Below are 15,808 nucleotides of genomic sequence, written 5' to 3'. Positions count from 1 at the left end.
ACGGCCGGGCACGAGGCCCGGCCAGTCCAACAGGGAGGAGCCGTGTCATGACCCCGACACGGCAAGGGGATGGCAAAGAAAGGACGGCTGAGCAACCTGCCCACAGTGTCGTCGCAAGCGGTTAATAGCCGGTGAATCCAGCAGAACTCTGACGGTCAGGCAACAAGTCTGTAACCGCCGCTTTCGGTCACCAGCAGCCGCGCATTGGAAGGATCGGGCTCGATCTTCTGGCGCAGGCGGTAGATATGGGTTTCCAGCGTATGGGTGGTCACGCCGGCATTATAGCCCCAGACCTCATGCAGCAGCACATCCCGCGCCACCACGCCGGTCTGGGCGCGATACAGGAATTTCAGGATGTTGGTCTCTTTTTCCGTCAGGCGGATCTTCTTTTCCTTCTCGTCCAGCAGCAGTTTCTGGGCGGGGCGGAACGTATAGGGGCCAAGCTGGAAGACCGCGTCTTCCGATTGTTCATGGGTGCGCAGCTGGGCGCGGATGCGGGCCAGCAGCACCGGGAACTTGAAGGGCTTGGTGACATAGTCATTGGCGCCCGAATCAAGGCCAAGGATCGTATCGGCATCGGTGTCATGGCCGGTCAGGATCATGATCGGGCATTTGACCCCCGATTTCCGCATCCGCCGGCACAATTCGCGCCCGTCGGTGTCGGGCAGGCCGACATCCAGGATCACCAGATCGTAGATCGCGGCCTTGGCCTTTTCCATTCCCTCGGCGCCGGTGCGCGCTTCGAAGACATCGAAATCTTCGGTCATCACCAATTGTTCCGACAGCGCCTCGCGCAGGTCGTCGTCATCGTCCACGAGCAGGATCTTGCGCAGCTGAGCCATCTTCGGGCCTCCAGGTTTCGGTCCTGGGCTGGAGATGCGCCCCGTTCACGAAGCGCGCAAGATTTGCGACAGGCTTCTCACAGGCTCGTGTCGGGGCGAGGGGGTTTGTTTCAGCTCTGTCATCGGCGGCGGCAGAAGGGGGGCGCTGCCCCCCGCCTGCGGCCCCCCCCGGGATATTTGTACAGAGAGGAAGGCCAGCCCGGTTCCCTGTCGGGACGGAAGGGCTTAGATGGGAAAGCGAGAGGTGCGCATTGGGATTGGGTCTGAGCATCGTGGAACGGCTGGCGCGGGCGCGGGGCGACCTGCGCATGGGCGTGCCGGTCGTGTTGGCGGGCGAGGGCGGTGGCGTGCTGGCCGTGGCGGTCGAGGCGTTGGCGCCCGAGCGGCTGGCGGCGCTGCGGGCGCTGGGTCCGGTGGAGCTGGCGGTGACGGCGCGGCGGGCCGAGACGCTGAAGACCCCGCCCTATGACGGCGATCTGTTGCGGGCGGCGGTGCCGGGGGGCGTGGGCGTCGACTGGCTGACCGCGCTGGCCGATCCGGCCGATGATCTGCGCGTGCCGCTGAAGGGCCCCCTGCGCCCGATCCGCGACGGCAGCCCGGCGCTGCATCGCGCCGCTCTGGCCCTGGCGAAATCGGCACGGCTTTTGCCGGCGGCGGTTCTGGTGCGCATCGACGCGCCGCTGGCCCAGGCGGCAAGCCATGGGTTGACCCTGCTGACGCTGGACGAGATCGCCCCGGAACTGGCGCGCCTGTCGCCCCTGGACGAGGTGGTGGCCGCCCGCCTGCCCATGGCGCTGGCGGGGCAGGGCCGGGTGCATATCTTCCGCCCCGACGATGGCGGGGACGAGCATTATGCGATCGAGGTGGGCAGTCCCGACCGGGCCCGGCCGGTGCTGGCGCGGCTGCATTCGGCCTGTTTCACCGGCGATGTGCTGGGCAGTCTGAAATGCGATTGCGGCCCGCAGCTGCATGCCGCCCTGGCACAGATGGGCGAGGAAGGCGCGGGCGTGCTGTTGTATCTGAACCAGGAAGGCCGCGGCATCGGCCTGGCCAACAAGATGCGCGCCTATAGCCTGCAGGATCAGGGGTTCGACACGGTCGAGGCCAATCACCGGCTGGGCTTTGAAGATGACGAGCGCGATTTCCGCATCGGCGCCGAGTTGCTGCGCCGGTTGGGCTTCACCTCGGTCCGGCTTCTGACCAACAACCCGCGCAAGGTGGCGATGCTGGAAAGCTGCGGTTTGCAGGTGGTGGAGCGGGTGCCGCTGAAAGTGGGCCGGACGGCCGAGAATGCCGCCTATCTGGCGGTCAAGGCCGCGAAATCGGGGCATCTTCTGTAGCCGGGGCCTACCGGGCCGGCGCCAGCAGGTCGGCCAGCACCAGCGCCATGACCCGGGCGCTGTCCATCATGTCGCCGATCCCCACCCATTCGTCGGGCTGATGCGCCAGATGCAGCAGGCCCGGCCCATAGGCGATGCAGTTCTTCAGCCGCCCGATCCGGTCGATATGCTTCTGATCATAGGTTCCGGGCGAGGCCACGAATTGCGGGTGTCGGGCCAGAACCCGGGCGATCGCCCGCGCGGTCGCGGCAGCCACTGGCGCCTCGCGATCGGTCATCACCGGCTCGACCTCGAACAGATCGCGGATCTCATAGCGGAAATCCGCCCGCCGGGCGGCGATCCCGTCCAGCAGGCTGCGGATTTCCGATTTCACCTGGCCCAGGCCCTCTTCGATCAGGAAGCGGCGGTCCAGCACGATCCGGCAGCTGTCGGCGACGCAGGGCGCGGGCAGCGAGGTGTCGCCCGGCTGCGGCTCGACCTGGCCGCCATGGATCGAGTTGATGTTCAGCGTCGAGTGCCGCGCGCCTTCCGGCACCACCGGCATCGCGGTCACCCGGCTGGCCAGCAGCGGGTAAAGCCGCGCCTCGATCTCTTCCAGCACCGCCCCCATATGCCGGATCGCGGAATCGCCCAGAAAGGGCATCGAGCCATGGGCGATGCGGCCCTTGGTTTCCACCTCGGCCCACCAGACGCCGCGATGGCCCAGGCAGATCCGGTCCTTGTGCAGGGGTTCGGGGATGATGACATGGCTGACCCGGTCGGGCGCGAAAAACCCCTGCTCGGCCAGATAGGCCACGCCGCCATAGCCGCCCGATTCCTCATCGGCGGTGGCCGAGATTTCCACCGCGCCGCGGAAATCGGGGCAGGTGGCCAGAAAGGCCTCGGCCGCGATCACGGCGGCGGCGAGGCCGCCCTTCATGTCGCAGGCGCCGCGGCCATAGATCCGGTCGCCCTCGATCTGGGCGCCGAACGGATCGCGGCTCCAGCCCTGGCCGGGTTCGACCACATCGTGATGGCCGTTGAAATGCAGGCAGGGCCCGGGTCCGTTCTGAAACCGTGCCACCATGTTCCAGCGCGGAAAAGCCTCGCAATCGCCGGGCGCGCCGGTTGCGCGGATCAGCTGCACGTCCCAGCCCTGGGCCAGCAGCCGTTCGGCCAGATAGTCGCAGATGCGCCGATAGTCGCGGCCCGACGGGTTCACGGTGGGAATGCGGATCAGATCCTGGGTCAGCCCGACCAGCGCATCGCGCCGCCGGGCGATTTCGGCAAGCAGGGGGGCATCGTCCATGATCCCGATTCTGCCTTGCGCAAGGGGGCGCAGGCAATCAGAATTCCCCACTGGAACGGATGTAACCCGATATTACATCAAGATGCGATTTAGGGGTGACCCCGCAGCTCAGGAGGGCGCGATGGCCGATTTCGAGGCACAGATTCTGGAAAGCCAAAAGCAGGTCCAGGCGGCGCAGGCAAAGATTTCCTCGATCACCGCGACGATCGAGGCGGCCCGGCTGCGGGCGGATGAAGGCGTGACGCTGGATGTGGAAAACGCCACGCTGGAAGATGTGCACAAGCATACCGAAGTGATGAACGCCAATATCGCCGAGCTGATCATGGGGCTTGACGATGTGACCGCCGCCTTCTCCAAGGATTTCGACGAGATGCGGACGAAGACCGGCTGGGAAAGCTTCGTCGGCATCTTCTCGGGCGCGAAAGCGGAATCGATGCGGCAGGAACGGCTGCGCGATGCCAGCATCGACGACAAGCTGCAGGATCTGATCTCGAAATCGGATGTGATCGTGAAGCTGCTGCAGGGCCAGCTGGAAATGCTGAACGTGCAGAAATCGCGGGTCGAGGCGAACCTTTCGGGCACCTTGTCCGACCGCGAGGCGACGGTCGAGGCGCTGGAAGCGGTGCGCAAGGAGATTGCCGCGATGGACCCCCAGCTGATCGAGTTGGAGAACAAGATCTCGGTCGAGATGGATGCCGCGGCGCGGACGAAGCTTGAGACGGAACTGGCTACCCTGAATGCCAAGCACAATGCGCTGGTGCAGGATGAACAGGTGAAGCTGGCGCGCAGCCAGACGCTGGAGCGCTATATCGAAAAGGGCAAGACCTGGGTTGACAGCCTGACCAATCAGGCCGCGACCCAGCTGGTGCTGATCAACAAGCTGCAGACCGACACCAAGCAGCGGGTGGTGCTGTATGACGCGCTGAGCAGCAGCTTGAAGACGGCCCAGCAGCAGGATGTCGCGCACCGGATCAACGAGATCGGGGTGAAGACCGACCAGGAGGCGCAGGCCGCCATGGCCGGGATCGGTGCGGCCACCAATGCCAAGATGGCCGACATGCTGGAAGCGCATGAGGGGCACATGGTCTTTGCCCGCAAGATCCTGGAAGACAAGGCCAAGGCGGATGAACGCTTCGCCCGCCGCTTTGCCCAGATCGTCGAGAAGCATGACAAGAACGCCTATGGGGAATGAAATGCGAGGTCGGCGAGCCCTCGCAGTGACTGCCGCGTTCCTGTCGACCTGCAGCTGCGCCGCAGCCGAACCTGCAAAGCGGGAAAAGGCACCGGATGTTTTGACTTCTCAGACAGCCGAGAAATTTGGCTGGAAGCAGGGCCTCTATGCCTATGTCTACTCCAAGACGGAAAGGCCGTACCTGCAAACTTCGTGGCATTCTGAAACAGAAGCGCGGCGGTTGCTCTGCCGACGCACACTCTATGCATCATCTGCCGAAACAACCGATGAGTGCTGGTACGTCACCCCCCCGAGCGCTGACTGATGTCTGACAATTCGGTCAAGGAGCAACTTACGTCGGATCATGCCGAGCTTTACGAGCCCGAGCTGGCCCGGCGATATTTCGCCAAATTCGCCGAGATCGGTTCCTATCTGGGCCGCGTCGCGGCCGAGATCGAGGGCGAAGGCGCGCTCAGCCGCAGCGAGGCGCGGGTGCTGGGCAGCTATCTGGCCGGGGTGATCGGCACCTTCCGGGCCTTGAACCACAAATACCTCATGACCGGCCGGGCCGAGGGCGCGCCGCGGCTGACCATCGACCGGCATGAATCGGGCTTTCCGGTCGCGCAGGAATTGATGGTCATGGCGCTGGACGCGGCGCAGGCCGACAAGCATCTGGCCGGGATGGCCTCGGAAGCGGAACTGAAGGACCGGATGATCCGCACCATCGTGGGCGAGTTGAAACTGCCCGCAGGCCTGCAATACGCCCTGTCGCAACGGCTGTATTTCGAGGCGCTGAAGGCGGGCGGCATCTTCTGGGCCAGGAATGACCCGGATGCGCAATGGATTGCGCAGGTGGGCGACCGGCGGCGCTATCTGGTGCATTGGGCGGTCTGGGACGCCCAGGTCAACCTGCCGGTCGTCTATCTGATGGATGTCGAGGATTCCGGCAAGAAGCCCCTGCCGAATGACGATTACCGTTGGCCCCCCGTGCAGCAGAAGCTGCTGGCCCAGTCGCTGGGCGGGCTGAAACTGCTGACCATCGCCACCGGCTTTGACCAGGATTTCGAGGGGTTGCACCCCAAACGCCTGCGACGGATCACCCTGGGTCCGATGTATTCGGCCAGTTTCACCCTGCAATCCGGCCCGATCTCGAAAGTGCTGGAAGATGCCCGCGCGCCCGAGGGGCAGGACTGGGCCCTGGTCTGGACGGTCGAGGATCTGGTCTCGGACCGGGAAGAGGCGGTGAAGGACGGCTGGTTCTCGTCGCGCACGCGGCAGGTCTACAAGCTGGACCCGCTGACCGGCGCGGATACCGGGACGACGACATTGGAGCGGATGATCATCCTGCCCGAACGGCCCTATCAGGTGCTGGTGGAGCAGGACCCGGCCGGGCTGCGGGGGATCCGGAAATTCGTGGTGGGGGCGGGGGGTCGGCTTATTCCCGCCCGCTGACATGGGTGGAAAGCCCCGGGGCGCGCTGCCCCGGACCCCGGGATATTTGGGCAGAGAGGAAGGCAGCCGGCAAGATCGGGTTCGGCCTTCCTCTCTGTGAAAATATCCCCGCCGGAGGCGAAGGTTTGTGCCGGGCGACCGGCTGGAGGGTTCGATGAACACGCGCGACACGATGGAATTGAAGGAAGAGGCGATCCGGGCGCAGTATGACGCCGCACTGGGGTTGCTGACCGGGTTCGACCATGCGCCGCGGCTGGCCACCGCGACGGCGCCCGAGCCAGGGGTGGAACGCTCGCCCGGCATCGGCGCGCGGCCGCGGTTCCGGTCAACCGTCGTGGGCATGGCGGCGCGGTCGACGGCGCGGCCGGGCGGTGTGCGCCTGGCCGAGCGGGTCGAGGGGCTGGGGGACGGGCTGGTCTCGCCGCTGCAGGCCTCGGTCCTGGGCGGGTTGCGGCGCGGGCTGGCGATTGCGCTGGCGCTGGGCGAGCAGCTGTCGGCGCAATCGGGGCTGGCCGAGCTGAAAAAGGCCAATCTTGAGGGGCGGTTGCCCGAGGGGCGGCGCGCCGAATTCACCGAATTGCTGGCGGCCGAGGCGCTGGCGGTGCTGTTCACCTTTGCCAATGCGACGGCCTATCTTCTGGCCGGGCACATGGGATCCGTCACGGTCGAGATCGGCGAGGTCGAGGAGGTGTTGACCGACAATCCGCCCCTGGCCCTGCAGGGCGCCTTGTGGGAGTTGGACCAGGACATCGCCACCTTCGCCGCGGATGAGGGCCGGCTGGTGGCCACGGTCATGGCCTTCTGCGAGGCGCTGATGAAGAAGGTCGCCCTGCGGGCCGATGCCGCGGCCCGGGTCGGGCCGTTCAAGACCGCCAGCTGGAAGGTCGAGGCCGAGGGGCTGACGATTTCCGGCTTCACCCCGGCGCGGGCGGCCAAGGGCGGCGCGCTGACCATGGCCTTCAAGTCCCCGCATGAGGTGGTGGGCAACCACATCGCCAAGTACCAGTCGATGAAGCTGGCCAAGATGCTGATGGCCTATGATTTCGAGCGCCGGTTGAACCCGTTCGCCGAACTGGGTGGCTTCATCTTCACCTTCATGGGCGATGGCGCGCCGGGCACCGGCAAGACCACGCTGATCCAGATGATGGCCGGCTTGCTGAACGATTACTGCAAGGTGGCGGGCTATCCGTTCCTGTACCGGAATTTCAGTATCGACCAGATCGACAGCTATCAGGGCAAGTCGGGCCAGAACGCCAAGGCCTTCATCGACGCGGTTGTGGACCCTGGCGTGATCGGTTTCGGCACGATCGACGATATCGACCAGGTGGCGGGCAAGCGCGGCGACCGGCAGTCTTCGGCCGGCCAGCAAGAGGTGACGGCGGTGTTCATGGGCGCCTTCGCCGGGGCGGGCACGGTGGTGCGCGGCAATTGCACCTTTGGGATGTTTTCCAACTACCCCGAGAATGTCGACGACGCCCTGCGCCAGCGGGCCGGCGCGCGGTTCCTGGTGGATGGGCCGCAGACCAAGGACGATTACATCGACATTCTGGCGCTGCTTCTGGGCAAGAACCACCAGATCCCCTTGGGCGACCACCAGCTTTTCGCCGCGCAGGAAATCAAGAAGGCCGTTGCCGCCAGTTTCGAAGGCCATTCCCGCCCGCATGAAGAAGGGCTGGTGAAAGTGTGGCAGCGGGTCGAGGCCGAGACGGGGCGGCTGGATAGTCTGGCCAAGATCGGCGCCTATCTGAAGGCGATCCAAGAGGCCGATGCGCGGTTCACCGGGCGTGCGATCAAGAACATCACCGATGCGGTCAAGGTCCGGGCGATGGATTTCGAATTGCCCGACGCATGGATGGAAAACCCCGACCTGTTCCTGTTCAAGCCCTATGACGAGAAGCTTTCGATGATCAAAGGGCTGATGAGCCCGATCACGGTCGAGATGGTGATCCAGGAGATCAACCGCTACGCCGACAGCGAATTCCGCTATGCCGACAAGTCGGACGAGGCGGCGATTTCCGCGATGGTGCGGGACATGCAGCGGGCGGAAGAGGCGAAGCGGCGGTATCTGGAGGGGAAGGGGTGAGCGACGCAATTAATATTTCGATGCTGCCGTTGTCATGGGCGGATATTGACAAGGTTGCGATTGAGAAAAAGGCTCTCTATATAACGCTTAGCTACGTTGTCAGCGAGCTAAATGTCTTCCAAAGACTGGCTCTGATGTCTTTTGAGATATTCCCTGATCAACCCGCACTAGAACTTGCGGCGAGAATTCAAAGCAATTCTCTCATTCGAGTAATATCTGGAAAGTGCTTTGAAGCGGGGCAATTCATAAAGAGCGGGTCGCAGCGGGCGAAGGATCCGGATGTGCGGAAAGTTTGCGCAAACCAAAGCAAGGTTTTCGAGGAGCTTTCGCCTAGGAAGGGAAGGGATATTTCCGAGCGCATCCGCAACAAGATGGCGTTTCATCTCGATTTCCGGAGCGCGGTAGCTGCGACACGTTTTGGTGGAGGGCATATAGACTGCAACATATATCTTGGTGGGACGGATGGAAACGCATTCTACCCAATAGGAGAGCAAGTCGTTTTCGAAACGGCCCTTCAAAAAGCAGAACTCGGAGCAAAGCACGCCATTGTCAGCGAGCAGGATCATGGTGATTGGGTCGAGTGGACTATGGGGGTGATTTCGCTTCTCAAGAAAATGCATGCTGATGTATTTGAGGAATTTATCTTCCCACATGTTCGTGGGAAGCTGCTTGAGGAAGAAGTTTTGCGCGCTCCGGGCAGGCTCGTGGCCAAAAGTGGAGTGGACTACCTTCCGCTCTTCTATTGTTGATCGAAAGCGGTGCCTACTTGATGCCCGAGGCCATCACGTTCCAAAACACCCTTCTCCCCCTCGGCCTGCTCATGGCCCTGGTCCTCCTGCTGCCCTGGGCCCTGATGAGCGGGTCGCTCTCACAGGCCCGGTTGGCGGGGGCCATTGCCTTCACCGCGCTGGCAGCCCTTGCGGCGGGGGCGCTGTGGCTGGCGTTCGAGGGGTGGCGGTTGCAGGGCTCTGTGCCGGAAGCCTCACGCGTGGGGGAATTTCTGGCACGCTCCGTCTGGTTCGCGATGTTCTGGGGGCCCTTGCTTGCGTTGGTGTGGCTCGTCCGGGCGCAGGGGATTGAACGGCGCAAGGGGTTGGCGATGGGGCGCGGGGATGGGCGGTAGGGGCGTATTCTGCTGGCATCTGCATCGGATTCGGGGCCAGATATGGGCCAGGACAAAGGGGGCGGCATGAAGCGGCTGATCGAGAAGGGGCTGATGTTCGGGAACCTCATCGAGGTGTCCTCGCCCCAGCTTGTCACCCGCTACAACCGCGCGCTGAAGCATCTGATCGGCAAGGAAACCACGCTGACCGATTTCCACATCGACCTGTCGGGCTATTCGCCCGAGATCGGCGATGAGTTCGGAGATGACTATTACCTGAACCCGAACGGCGCCAACCGGCAGTTCATCCTGCTGTCCACCCAGCAGAAAGAGGCGCCGCTGCTGAACATCCGCTTCTCGACCTCACGCAGTATCCTGACCCAGTTTATCGAGAAGAACGAGGCGCAGCTGTTCGCGCTGACCGCGCGCGACGCGGTGGCGGGGGAATTGCAAGGCTCGGTCTATGCGGTCGACACGCCGGCGCAGCTGTTCGACTACCGCCAGGTCACGGTCGAGGCCGATACGATCGGCGGGCATGTGGCGGATGCGGGCAAGCTGGCCGGGCTGATCGACAGGTTCCGGCGCGAACCCGATGGCTGGCGGGACGAGGCGCTGATTGCCGAGATGATCGGGCTGGCGAAGCGCACCGGCGATGTGACGCGGGTGCCGATCAGCCTGCCCACGATGACATTCGAGGCGGCGAACCTGTGGACCAGCCTGTTCGGCGGCATCTATGTGTTCCGTGACGTGAAGTTTCCGGCGGCGATTGCGCGGCAGCCGGTGGGGACCCTGGGCAAGCTGCCGATCCCGCAGGTGATGGATTTCAGCCATCGCAACCACATTGCCGACTGGCTGGAGCGCAATCAGCTGGTCGAACCCATCGTGCAGGCGCGCGGCGCCGATGCCGGGGCGATCCTGCGGCAGAAGATGGATTTCATCCTGCTCGACGCCGCCGACCAGCTGGGGATCGAGGTGGGCGACGGGCGGCGCACCGAATTGCGCAAGGTGGCCTATCGTCTGGGATCGGCGCTGCCCGAGGAATTCCAGGGCCTGGCCGCCATGCTGCGCTGGGTGGAAGGCGCCGGCGCCTGGCCGAAGATCTCCAGCGCGCATCCGGCCTATTTCTACACCTTGCGGGCCCGGCCGGGGCGCGACCGCGATCTGGTGAACATGCTTCTGTCGGAACTGGCGCCGATGGATGTGCGGCAGATGTTCATCGTCCACAAGGAGCGCTTCTACGAAGCCTATGCGACCTGGTCGCCGCGCAAGCAGGCCTATGTCGCGGATTTCCTGGCCCGCGAATATCAGGTCGACCGGGAAGGCGCGCGCGAGGCGCTGTTCGGGCCCGAGCCGCGGATGGACGAGTTGATGCGGCCCGAGATGAAGGCCGGCCCGAAACCCGCGCGCCCGGTGGCCGGGCCCTGGGGCGGGGCGGGCGCGGGGGCGCGGGGCGCCGTGGCAGGCCCCTGGGGCGAGGCTGGGGGGCGCAGATGATCCTGGGCTGGCTCAGGCTTGGACTGTTCGCCCTGGTCGGGCTGACCGTGGTCTATTTCATCGCGGCGATCTATTCCCGCTCGGTCCGGCGCGAGAAGCTGGAAAAGCGCTGGGTGTCCGAGGGGTTAGAGGGCGACCGCGAGGGCTGGATCGAAAAGGGGATGAAGGATTATGAGAAGGGGCTGAAACGCCGGCTTCTGTGGCTTATCTACATCCTGCCGATGCTGGCCTTCCTGGCCACCATCTACGTCGTGAACTGGAATTAGGGGCGCCGCACCGATGTGGACCAAGATCAAATGGAGCCTGCGGCTGCTGTTGCTGCTGATCGTGGGGCTGTTCCTGCATTACACCCTGCCGCAGCGCGACGTGGTGCAGATCATCAACACCTATAACAAGCTGACGCCGATCGGGTCGAACTGGATGTTCTACTCGATGGAAGACAGCGGCACCGGGGTCGAGACCACCTCGACCACCCGCGACATCCGCTTCATCGAGGCGGTCTATCCCGATGGCAAATCGGTGATGGTTTACCGCAACGAGGATACCGGCTGGATCTGGCCGCCCTATTTCAAATGGGACAGCTCGAACCTGCAGGCCGAGGCCACCAATTACAAGACCGACAAGGCCAACCCGACCTGGGTTGCGGTCACCCATTACGGCTGGCGCATCCCGATGATCTCGATCTTCCCGAATGCGGTGAAGATCACCCCGGTCGCGGGGCCGGATGTGACGCTGATCCCCTGGCTGAACATCGTGATCCTCGCGATGCTGGCCTTCGTGGTGTTCATGATCCGGCGGATCTGGCTGCAGTTCCGCGAACGCGCGCTGGATCCGGCGATCGACCGGGCCGAACAGGCCTGGGACCGGGTCGAGGCCGAAGGCAGCGTGGCCCGCGCCCGCGCCCGCGGCAGATGGGGGCGGTTCACCGCCTGGCTTGACACCTGGAAGGCCAAGCCGCGCCGATAGGCGGGTTGGCCCGGCAGGACCGCGGATAAAAGTCGGCCCGGCCGTCTGGGGGACAGGCCGGGCCGATCACTCGTCACGAAAACCCTGAAGTGGCCTCAGGCCGCCAGCGTTTCGGTCGAGGCGAAGAACATCGCCTGGCTCACGGCCGAGCGGACCTGTTCCTCGGTATAGGGCTTGTTGATCAGGAAGGCCGGTTCGGGCCGGTCGCCGGTCAACAGCCGTTCGGGGAAGGCGGTGACGAAGATCACCGGAATATCGTCGAACTGGCCGAGGATCTCGTTCACCGCCTCGATGCCCGAGGAGTTGTCGGCCAGCTGGATATCGGCCAGGATCAGGTCGGGCTTGTCGCGCGCGGCCAGTTCCACCGCGCCGGCATGGGTGCGCGCGATGCCGGTGACCTTGTGGCCCATCCCCTCGACGATGCCCGAGATGTCCATGGCGATGATCGCCTCATCCTCGATCACCAGAACGCGGCCCGCGACGGAGGCTTCCATCTCGCGCAGCGCATGGTTGACCAATTCGCCGGCCTCGGCCTCGTCGGTGTCGATGATTTCCCCGATCTGCGCCAGGCTGAAGCCTTCGATCGAATGCAGCAGCAGGGCTTCGCGCGAATTCGGGGTCAGCGTCGCCAGATGCGCCTGTGCGCGGGCGGCAAGCCGGTCTTCCGCCTCGGCCACCGGCGCACCGGAACTGCCCCAGACGGAATGGAACACCCGAAACAGCGCCACGCGCGGATCACTTGCCCCGGCGATGGCCGAAGGGTCGGCCAGCACGGCTTCCAGCGTGGCAACGGCATAGCGGTCGCCCGAGCCCTGGCTTCCGGTCAGCGCCCGCGCATAGCGGCGCAGATAGGGAAGCTGTGAAGCCACCATCCCCGAAACACCCCCCGAACCCCCCTGGGTCTGGCCTTCCGAAGTTGACATGAAAAAAACCTCTCATTTCCCTGTTTCCACGGAACCAAACGCCAAGAGCCGCGTTCGGTTCCCATAGGATCGTAAGGTGACGAAAAAAATGCAGCACTCAAGACCGATCAAAGGCGCGCCAGGCGGCGCCGTGAACGCCCAGATGAAGGCGCAGATCGACGAGAATCTGAAGCGGGTCTATCAGGCCGCGCTTTCCGAGGACGTTCCGGATCGGTTCCGGGATCTGCTGGCACAGCTGCAGGCTCAGGACCAGCGTCAGGGCGATCCCATCAAGGATGACAGCAAATGACCGCAGTGGCCGAGCGGACGACCGACACCCGATCCCCTCGCGACCGGCTGGCCGGCCATCTGCCCAGCCTGCGTGCCTTTGCAATCAGCCTGTGCCGCAATGGCTCGCAGGCCGATGACCTTGTGCAGGAAACCATTCTGAAGGCCTGGTCGAACATCGAAAAGTTCGATCCCGCGACCAATCTGGAAGCCTGGCTGTTCACGATCCTGCGCAACACCTTCTATTCCTCGCTGCGCAAGACGCGGCGCGAAGTGGCCGACAGCGATGGCAGCTATGCCGCGACCATGGTCTCGGCGCCGGCCCATGACGGGCGCCTTGCCTTCGGCGATTTCCAGCGCGCCTTCGATGTGCTGTCGCCCGAACATCGCGAAGTGTTGATCCTGGTCGGCGCCTCGGGCTATTCCTGCGAAGAGGCGGCGGGCATGATGGGTGTCGCGGTGGGAACGGTGAAAAGCCGCGCCAACCGGGCACGCAAGCGCCTGGCGGAATTGATGCATCTGGCCGATGGCGAAGATTTGTTCTCGGGAACCGATGGGGCGACCGCGGCCGTGATGAGCCGTTCCGTTCCCTCGGCTGCGTGAACGGGGCCAGGCAGAACAGGCGGAGGGTGCCGGACGGCTTGATCCGATGAGTGAAGGCGAGACAGCGAACGACGCCGCGTCAGCGGCTTCGGCGGTCAGGCACTGGGGTGTCGGACGGCGTCTTGCCGTGATGATCGTGATCACGCTGATGCCGCTGGGCCTGCTGTCGATGCAGCAGACGGCCTCGGTCACGCGCGAAGTCAGCCGCAATGCGGAAATGGCGGCGATGGGCGCGACGGTGCGCGCCGCCGCGCCGCAGATCCGGCTGATCCAGCGCGGCCAGGCCAGCGTCGCCACCCTGGCCGCGATCATCGAGCCCTTTGTCGCCGACGATGCCGCCTGCCGCCGGATCATGGACCAGATCAAGGCCACCGAACCGGCGGCGGCGCTGGTCGCCTATACGCCGCTTTCGGGGCAGATGACCTGCGGCTCGGATGGCAGCCGCTTCGATTTCGCCGGCAATCCGCTGTTCCAGCGGCTGATCGAAAAGCCCGAGCCGATGATCGTGGTCAATCCGCAGGGGCCGGTCTCGGGAACGGCGGTTCTGGGCATCGTCCATCCGGTCTTCAACGCGCTGGGCATGCAGATCGGCATCGTCTCGCTGTCGCTGCGACACGAGGCCGTCAGCCAGGCGGACGAGGCCTCGGCCGATCTGGCCGCGTCGCGCCCGGTGGCGCTGATCACCTTCGATGGCGCGGGCAACCTGCTGACGGCGGATACCGGGCTTGACCAGGCGGTGCTGCAATTGCCGCGCGACCGCGGCCTGTCCGATCTGGCCCGCAATCAGGTGCAAAGCTTTGCCGGCCAGTCTGTCAGCGGCAATCGGCGGCTGTTCTCGGTCGTGCCGCTGGCGGGCGATGTCTATCTGCTGGGGGTCTGGCGCAGCAGCACCGAGGAAACCCTGGTCGATCCCGACATCGCGCCCTATCTTCTGCCCGGCCTGATGTGGCTGGCCGCGCTGGCGGTGGCGGTTTTCGCCGCCGAGTATCTGGTGACGCGGCATGTGCGGATGATCTCGCAGGCGATGCTGGCCTTCGCGCGCGGCAATCGCGGCCGCTATGCCCTGCATCTCAGCAATCCCCCGGCCGAGATCGAGGATCTGGCCGAAGCCTATCGTACCATGACCGCCACGATCCTGCGCGACGAGGCCGAGCTGGAGAACTTGGTTCACCAGAAGGACATGCTTCTGCGCGAGGTGCATCACCGCACCGGCAACAGCCTGCAGCTGATCGCCTCGGTGCTGCGCATGCATCTGCGCGAACAGCTGGACGATGCGACGCGGCGGATCCTGGAAAACCTGCATGCGCGGGTGATGTCGCTGTCGACCGTTCACCTCAGCCTGTATCGGATTGCCGGGGAATCGCGCATTTCGGTGCATGAGCTGATGGCCGACGTGATCGCCAAGGTCAGCGCCATTCACGAACGCTACGCCCGGGCCGGCTCGATCGAGGCCGAGTTGCGGCCTTTGGTTCTGGCCACCGAACAGGCCGTGCCGCTGGCGCTTTTGCTGGCCGAGGTGCTGTCCTGCTTCCCGTCCAGCGATGCGCGGCCCGACGATCCGCCGATCCGGGTCACGCTGGACCGCTGCGACGAAGGCTCGGCCAGGATGCGGATTTCGGGGCCGGAAAGCGCGCGCGCGATCCTGGCGGGGGAAAGCTTCGATGCGCCCACGAAGATCGCGGCGCGGCTGATCCGGGCTTTCGTCAGCCAGCTGGGCGGCGAGTTCACCATCACCGGCGATGCGGGCGAGGTGGTGGCCGAAGTGACCTTCCTGATCCGCGATTCCTAGGCGCCTGATCGCCTGCGCGGGGAATTTCTTCGGAACCTCAGGCGCTTCTGCGGGTTGGTTCAGCGACAGAAACCTGAACCTGCAAAGGAGAAGCGCGATGAACTGGGACCAGATCGAAGGCCGGTGGACGCAGCTGAAGGGCAAGGCCCGGGAAACCTGGGGCGACATCACCGATGACGAATGGGATCGTGTCGCCGGCAAGCGCGATCAGATGATCGGCCTGATCCAGAAGAAGTACGGTGACGAAAAGGCCGATGCCGAACGCAAGGTCGATGACTGGCTGAAACGGCTCTGATCCGTCTGACATCTGCCCGCGCCGAAGCGCCGCTTCGGCAAGGCAAGGGCCCGCACCGCAAGGTGCGGGCCTTTTCGTTGGGCGGAAAGGCGATCGTTGCGCGCAAGGCCTTGGCGCAGCAGGGGATGTCCGAATGGAAACCGGCGGCGACCGAGGGGATCGGTCGCCGCCGGGGGCAGGAGGGCAGGGGAAG

16 protein-coding genes are annotated in these 15,808 nt (G+C 64.7%); 13 read left to right on the top strand and 3 right to left on the bottom strand.

What is annotated here, in order from left to right; all coding sequences use genetic code 11:
- Positions 1-155 precede the first annotated feature (155 nt).
- Positions 156-842, bottom strand: a complete 687-nt coding sequence (locus K1Y73_RS02560) for a response regulator transcription factor (RefSeq protein ID WP_225026349.1) — start codon at positions 840-842, stop codon at positions 156-158.
- Between the two features lie 251 nt (positions 843-1,093).
- Here K1Y73_RS02560 and ribA point away from each other — a divergent pair, with 251 nt between their 5' ends.
- Positions 1,094-2,182 carry a GTP cyclohydrolase II gene (gene ribA, locus K1Y73_RS02555; RefSeq protein ID WP_225026348.1) on the top strand — a complete coding sequence of 363 codons (1,089 nt, stop codon included), beginning with the start codon at positions 1,094-1,096 and terminating at the stop codon, positions 2,180-2,182.
- Positions 2,183-2,189: 7 nt separating this feature from the next.
- Here the strand turns inward: ribA and K1Y73_RS02550 are convergent, their stop codons facing one another.
- Positions 2,190-3,470 carry an acetylornithine deacetylase/succinyl-diaminopimelate desuccinylase family protein gene (locus tag K1Y73_RS02550; protein WP_225026347.1) on the bottom strand — a complete coding sequence of 427 codons (1,281 nt, stop codon included), beginning with the start codon at positions 3,468-3,470 and terminating at the stop codon, positions 2,190-2,192.
- A 121-nt stretch (positions 3,471-3,591) separates the two neighbouring features.
- On the opposite strand from K1Y73_RS02550, the gene K1Y73_RS02545 reads away from it, so the two are divergent.
- The 8 genes from K1Y73_RS02545 (at position 3,592) to K1Y73_RS02510 (ending at position 11,738) form a co-directional block, all read left to right on the top strand.
- A complete protein-coding gene (locus K1Y73_RS02545; RefSeq protein WP_225026346.1) occupies positions 3,592-4,662 on the top strand; it encodes a coiled-coil domain-containing protein in 1,071 nt (356 codons plus the stop codon).
- A 303-nt stretch (positions 4,663-4,965) separates the two neighbouring features.
- Positions 4,966-6,093 (top strand): hypothetical protein, encoded by a 1,128-nt coding sequence (locus K1Y73_RS02540; protein ID WP_225026345.1) that lies wholly within the window; start codon positions 4,966-4,968, stop codon positions 6,091-6,093.
- A gap of 154 nt (positions 6,094-6,247) precedes the next feature.
- Positions 6,248-8,176 carry an ATP-binding protein gene (locus K1Y73_RS02535; RefSeq protein WP_225026344.1) on the top strand — a complete coding sequence of 643 codons (1,929 nt, stop codon included), beginning with the start codon at positions 6,248-6,250 and terminating at the stop codon, positions 8,174-8,176.
- Positions 8,173-8,925, top strand: a complete 753-nt coding sequence (locus tag K1Y73_RS02530; protein WP_225026343.1) for a hypothetical protein — start codon at positions 8,173-8,175, stop codon at positions 8,923-8,925. The genes K1Y73_RS02535 and K1Y73_RS02530 overlap by 4 nt, the downstream gene beginning before the upstream one ends.
- Positions 8,926-8,945: 20 nt before the next feature.
- Entirely contained in the window at positions 8,946-9,299 is a 354-nt protein-coding gene (locus K1Y73_RS02525) for a hypothetical protein (RefSeq protein ID WP_225026342.1), read from the top strand.
- Between the two features lie 66 nt (positions 9,300-9,365).
- Positions 9,366-10,772, top strand: coding sequence for a DUF6638 family protein (locus tag K1Y73_RS02520; RefSeq protein WP_225026341.1), 1,407 nt, complete (start codon positions 9,366-9,368; stop codon positions 10,770-10,772).
- Positions 10,769-11,038 carry a hypothetical protein gene (locus K1Y73_RS02515; RefSeq protein ID WP_225026340.1) on the top strand — a complete coding sequence of 90 codons (270 nt, stop codon included), beginning with the start codon at positions 10,769-10,771 and terminating at the stop codon, positions 11,036-11,038. Before K1Y73_RS02520 ends, K1Y73_RS02515 begins: the two co-directional genes overlap by 4 nt.
- Before the next feature lie 13 nt (positions 11,039-11,051).
- Positions 11,052-11,738: a DUF1523 family protein gene (locus tag K1Y73_RS02510; RefSeq protein ID WP_225026339.1), complete on the top strand. Its 687-nt coding sequence runs from the start codon at positions 11,052-11,054 to the stop codon at positions 11,736-11,738.
- A gap of 95 nt (positions 11,739-11,833) precedes the next feature.
- On the opposite strand, the gene K1Y73_RS02505 is transcribed toward K1Y73_RS02510, so the two are convergent.
- Entirely contained in the window at positions 11,834-12,610 is a 777-nt protein-coding gene (locus K1Y73_RS02505; protein WP_318248213.1) for a response regulator, read from the bottom strand.
- Positions 12,611-12,803: 193 nt separating this feature from the next.
- Here K1Y73_RS02505 and K1Y73_RS02500 point away from each other — a divergent pair, with 193 nt between their 5' ends.
- From K1Y73_RS02500 to K1Y73_RS02485, 4 genes are all read left to right on the top strand, one after another.
- Positions 12,804-12,950, top strand: coding sequence for a NepR family anti-sigma factor (locus K1Y73_RS02500; RefSeq protein WP_225026337.1), 147 nt, complete (start codon positions 12,804-12,806; stop codon positions 12,948-12,950).
- Positions 12,947-13,531 carry an RNA polymerase sigma factor gene (locus K1Y73_RS02495; protein WP_225026336.1) on the top strand — a complete coding sequence of 195 codons (585 nt, stop codon included), beginning with the start codon at positions 12,947-12,949 and terminating at the stop codon, positions 13,529-13,531. The genes K1Y73_RS02500 and K1Y73_RS02495 overlap by 4 nt, the downstream gene beginning before the upstream one ends.
- Positions 13,532-13,661: 130 nt before the next feature.
- Complete coding sequence (locus tag K1Y73_RS02490; protein WP_225026382.1) at positions 13,662-15,320, top strand: sensor histidine kinase; 1,659 nt, start codon at positions 13,662-13,664, stop codon at positions 15,318-15,320.
- A 97-nt stretch (positions 15,321-15,417) separates the two neighbouring features.
- A complete protein-coding gene (locus K1Y73_RS02485) occupies positions 15,418-15,615 on the top strand; it encodes a CsbD family protein (RefSeq protein ID WP_225026335.1) in 198 nt (65 codons plus the stop codon).
- Positions 15,616-15,808: the final 193 nt, after the last annotated feature.

This window comes from Xinfangfangia pollutisoli (assembly GCF_020179405.1).
GTDB lineage: Bacteria > Pseudomonadota > Alphaproteobacteria > Rhodobacterales > Rhodobacteraceae > Pseudogemmobacter > Pseudogemmobacter pollutisoli.
Note: the sequence above shows the minus strand (reverse complement) of the source record. Positions and strands in the feature narration are given on the sequence as shown.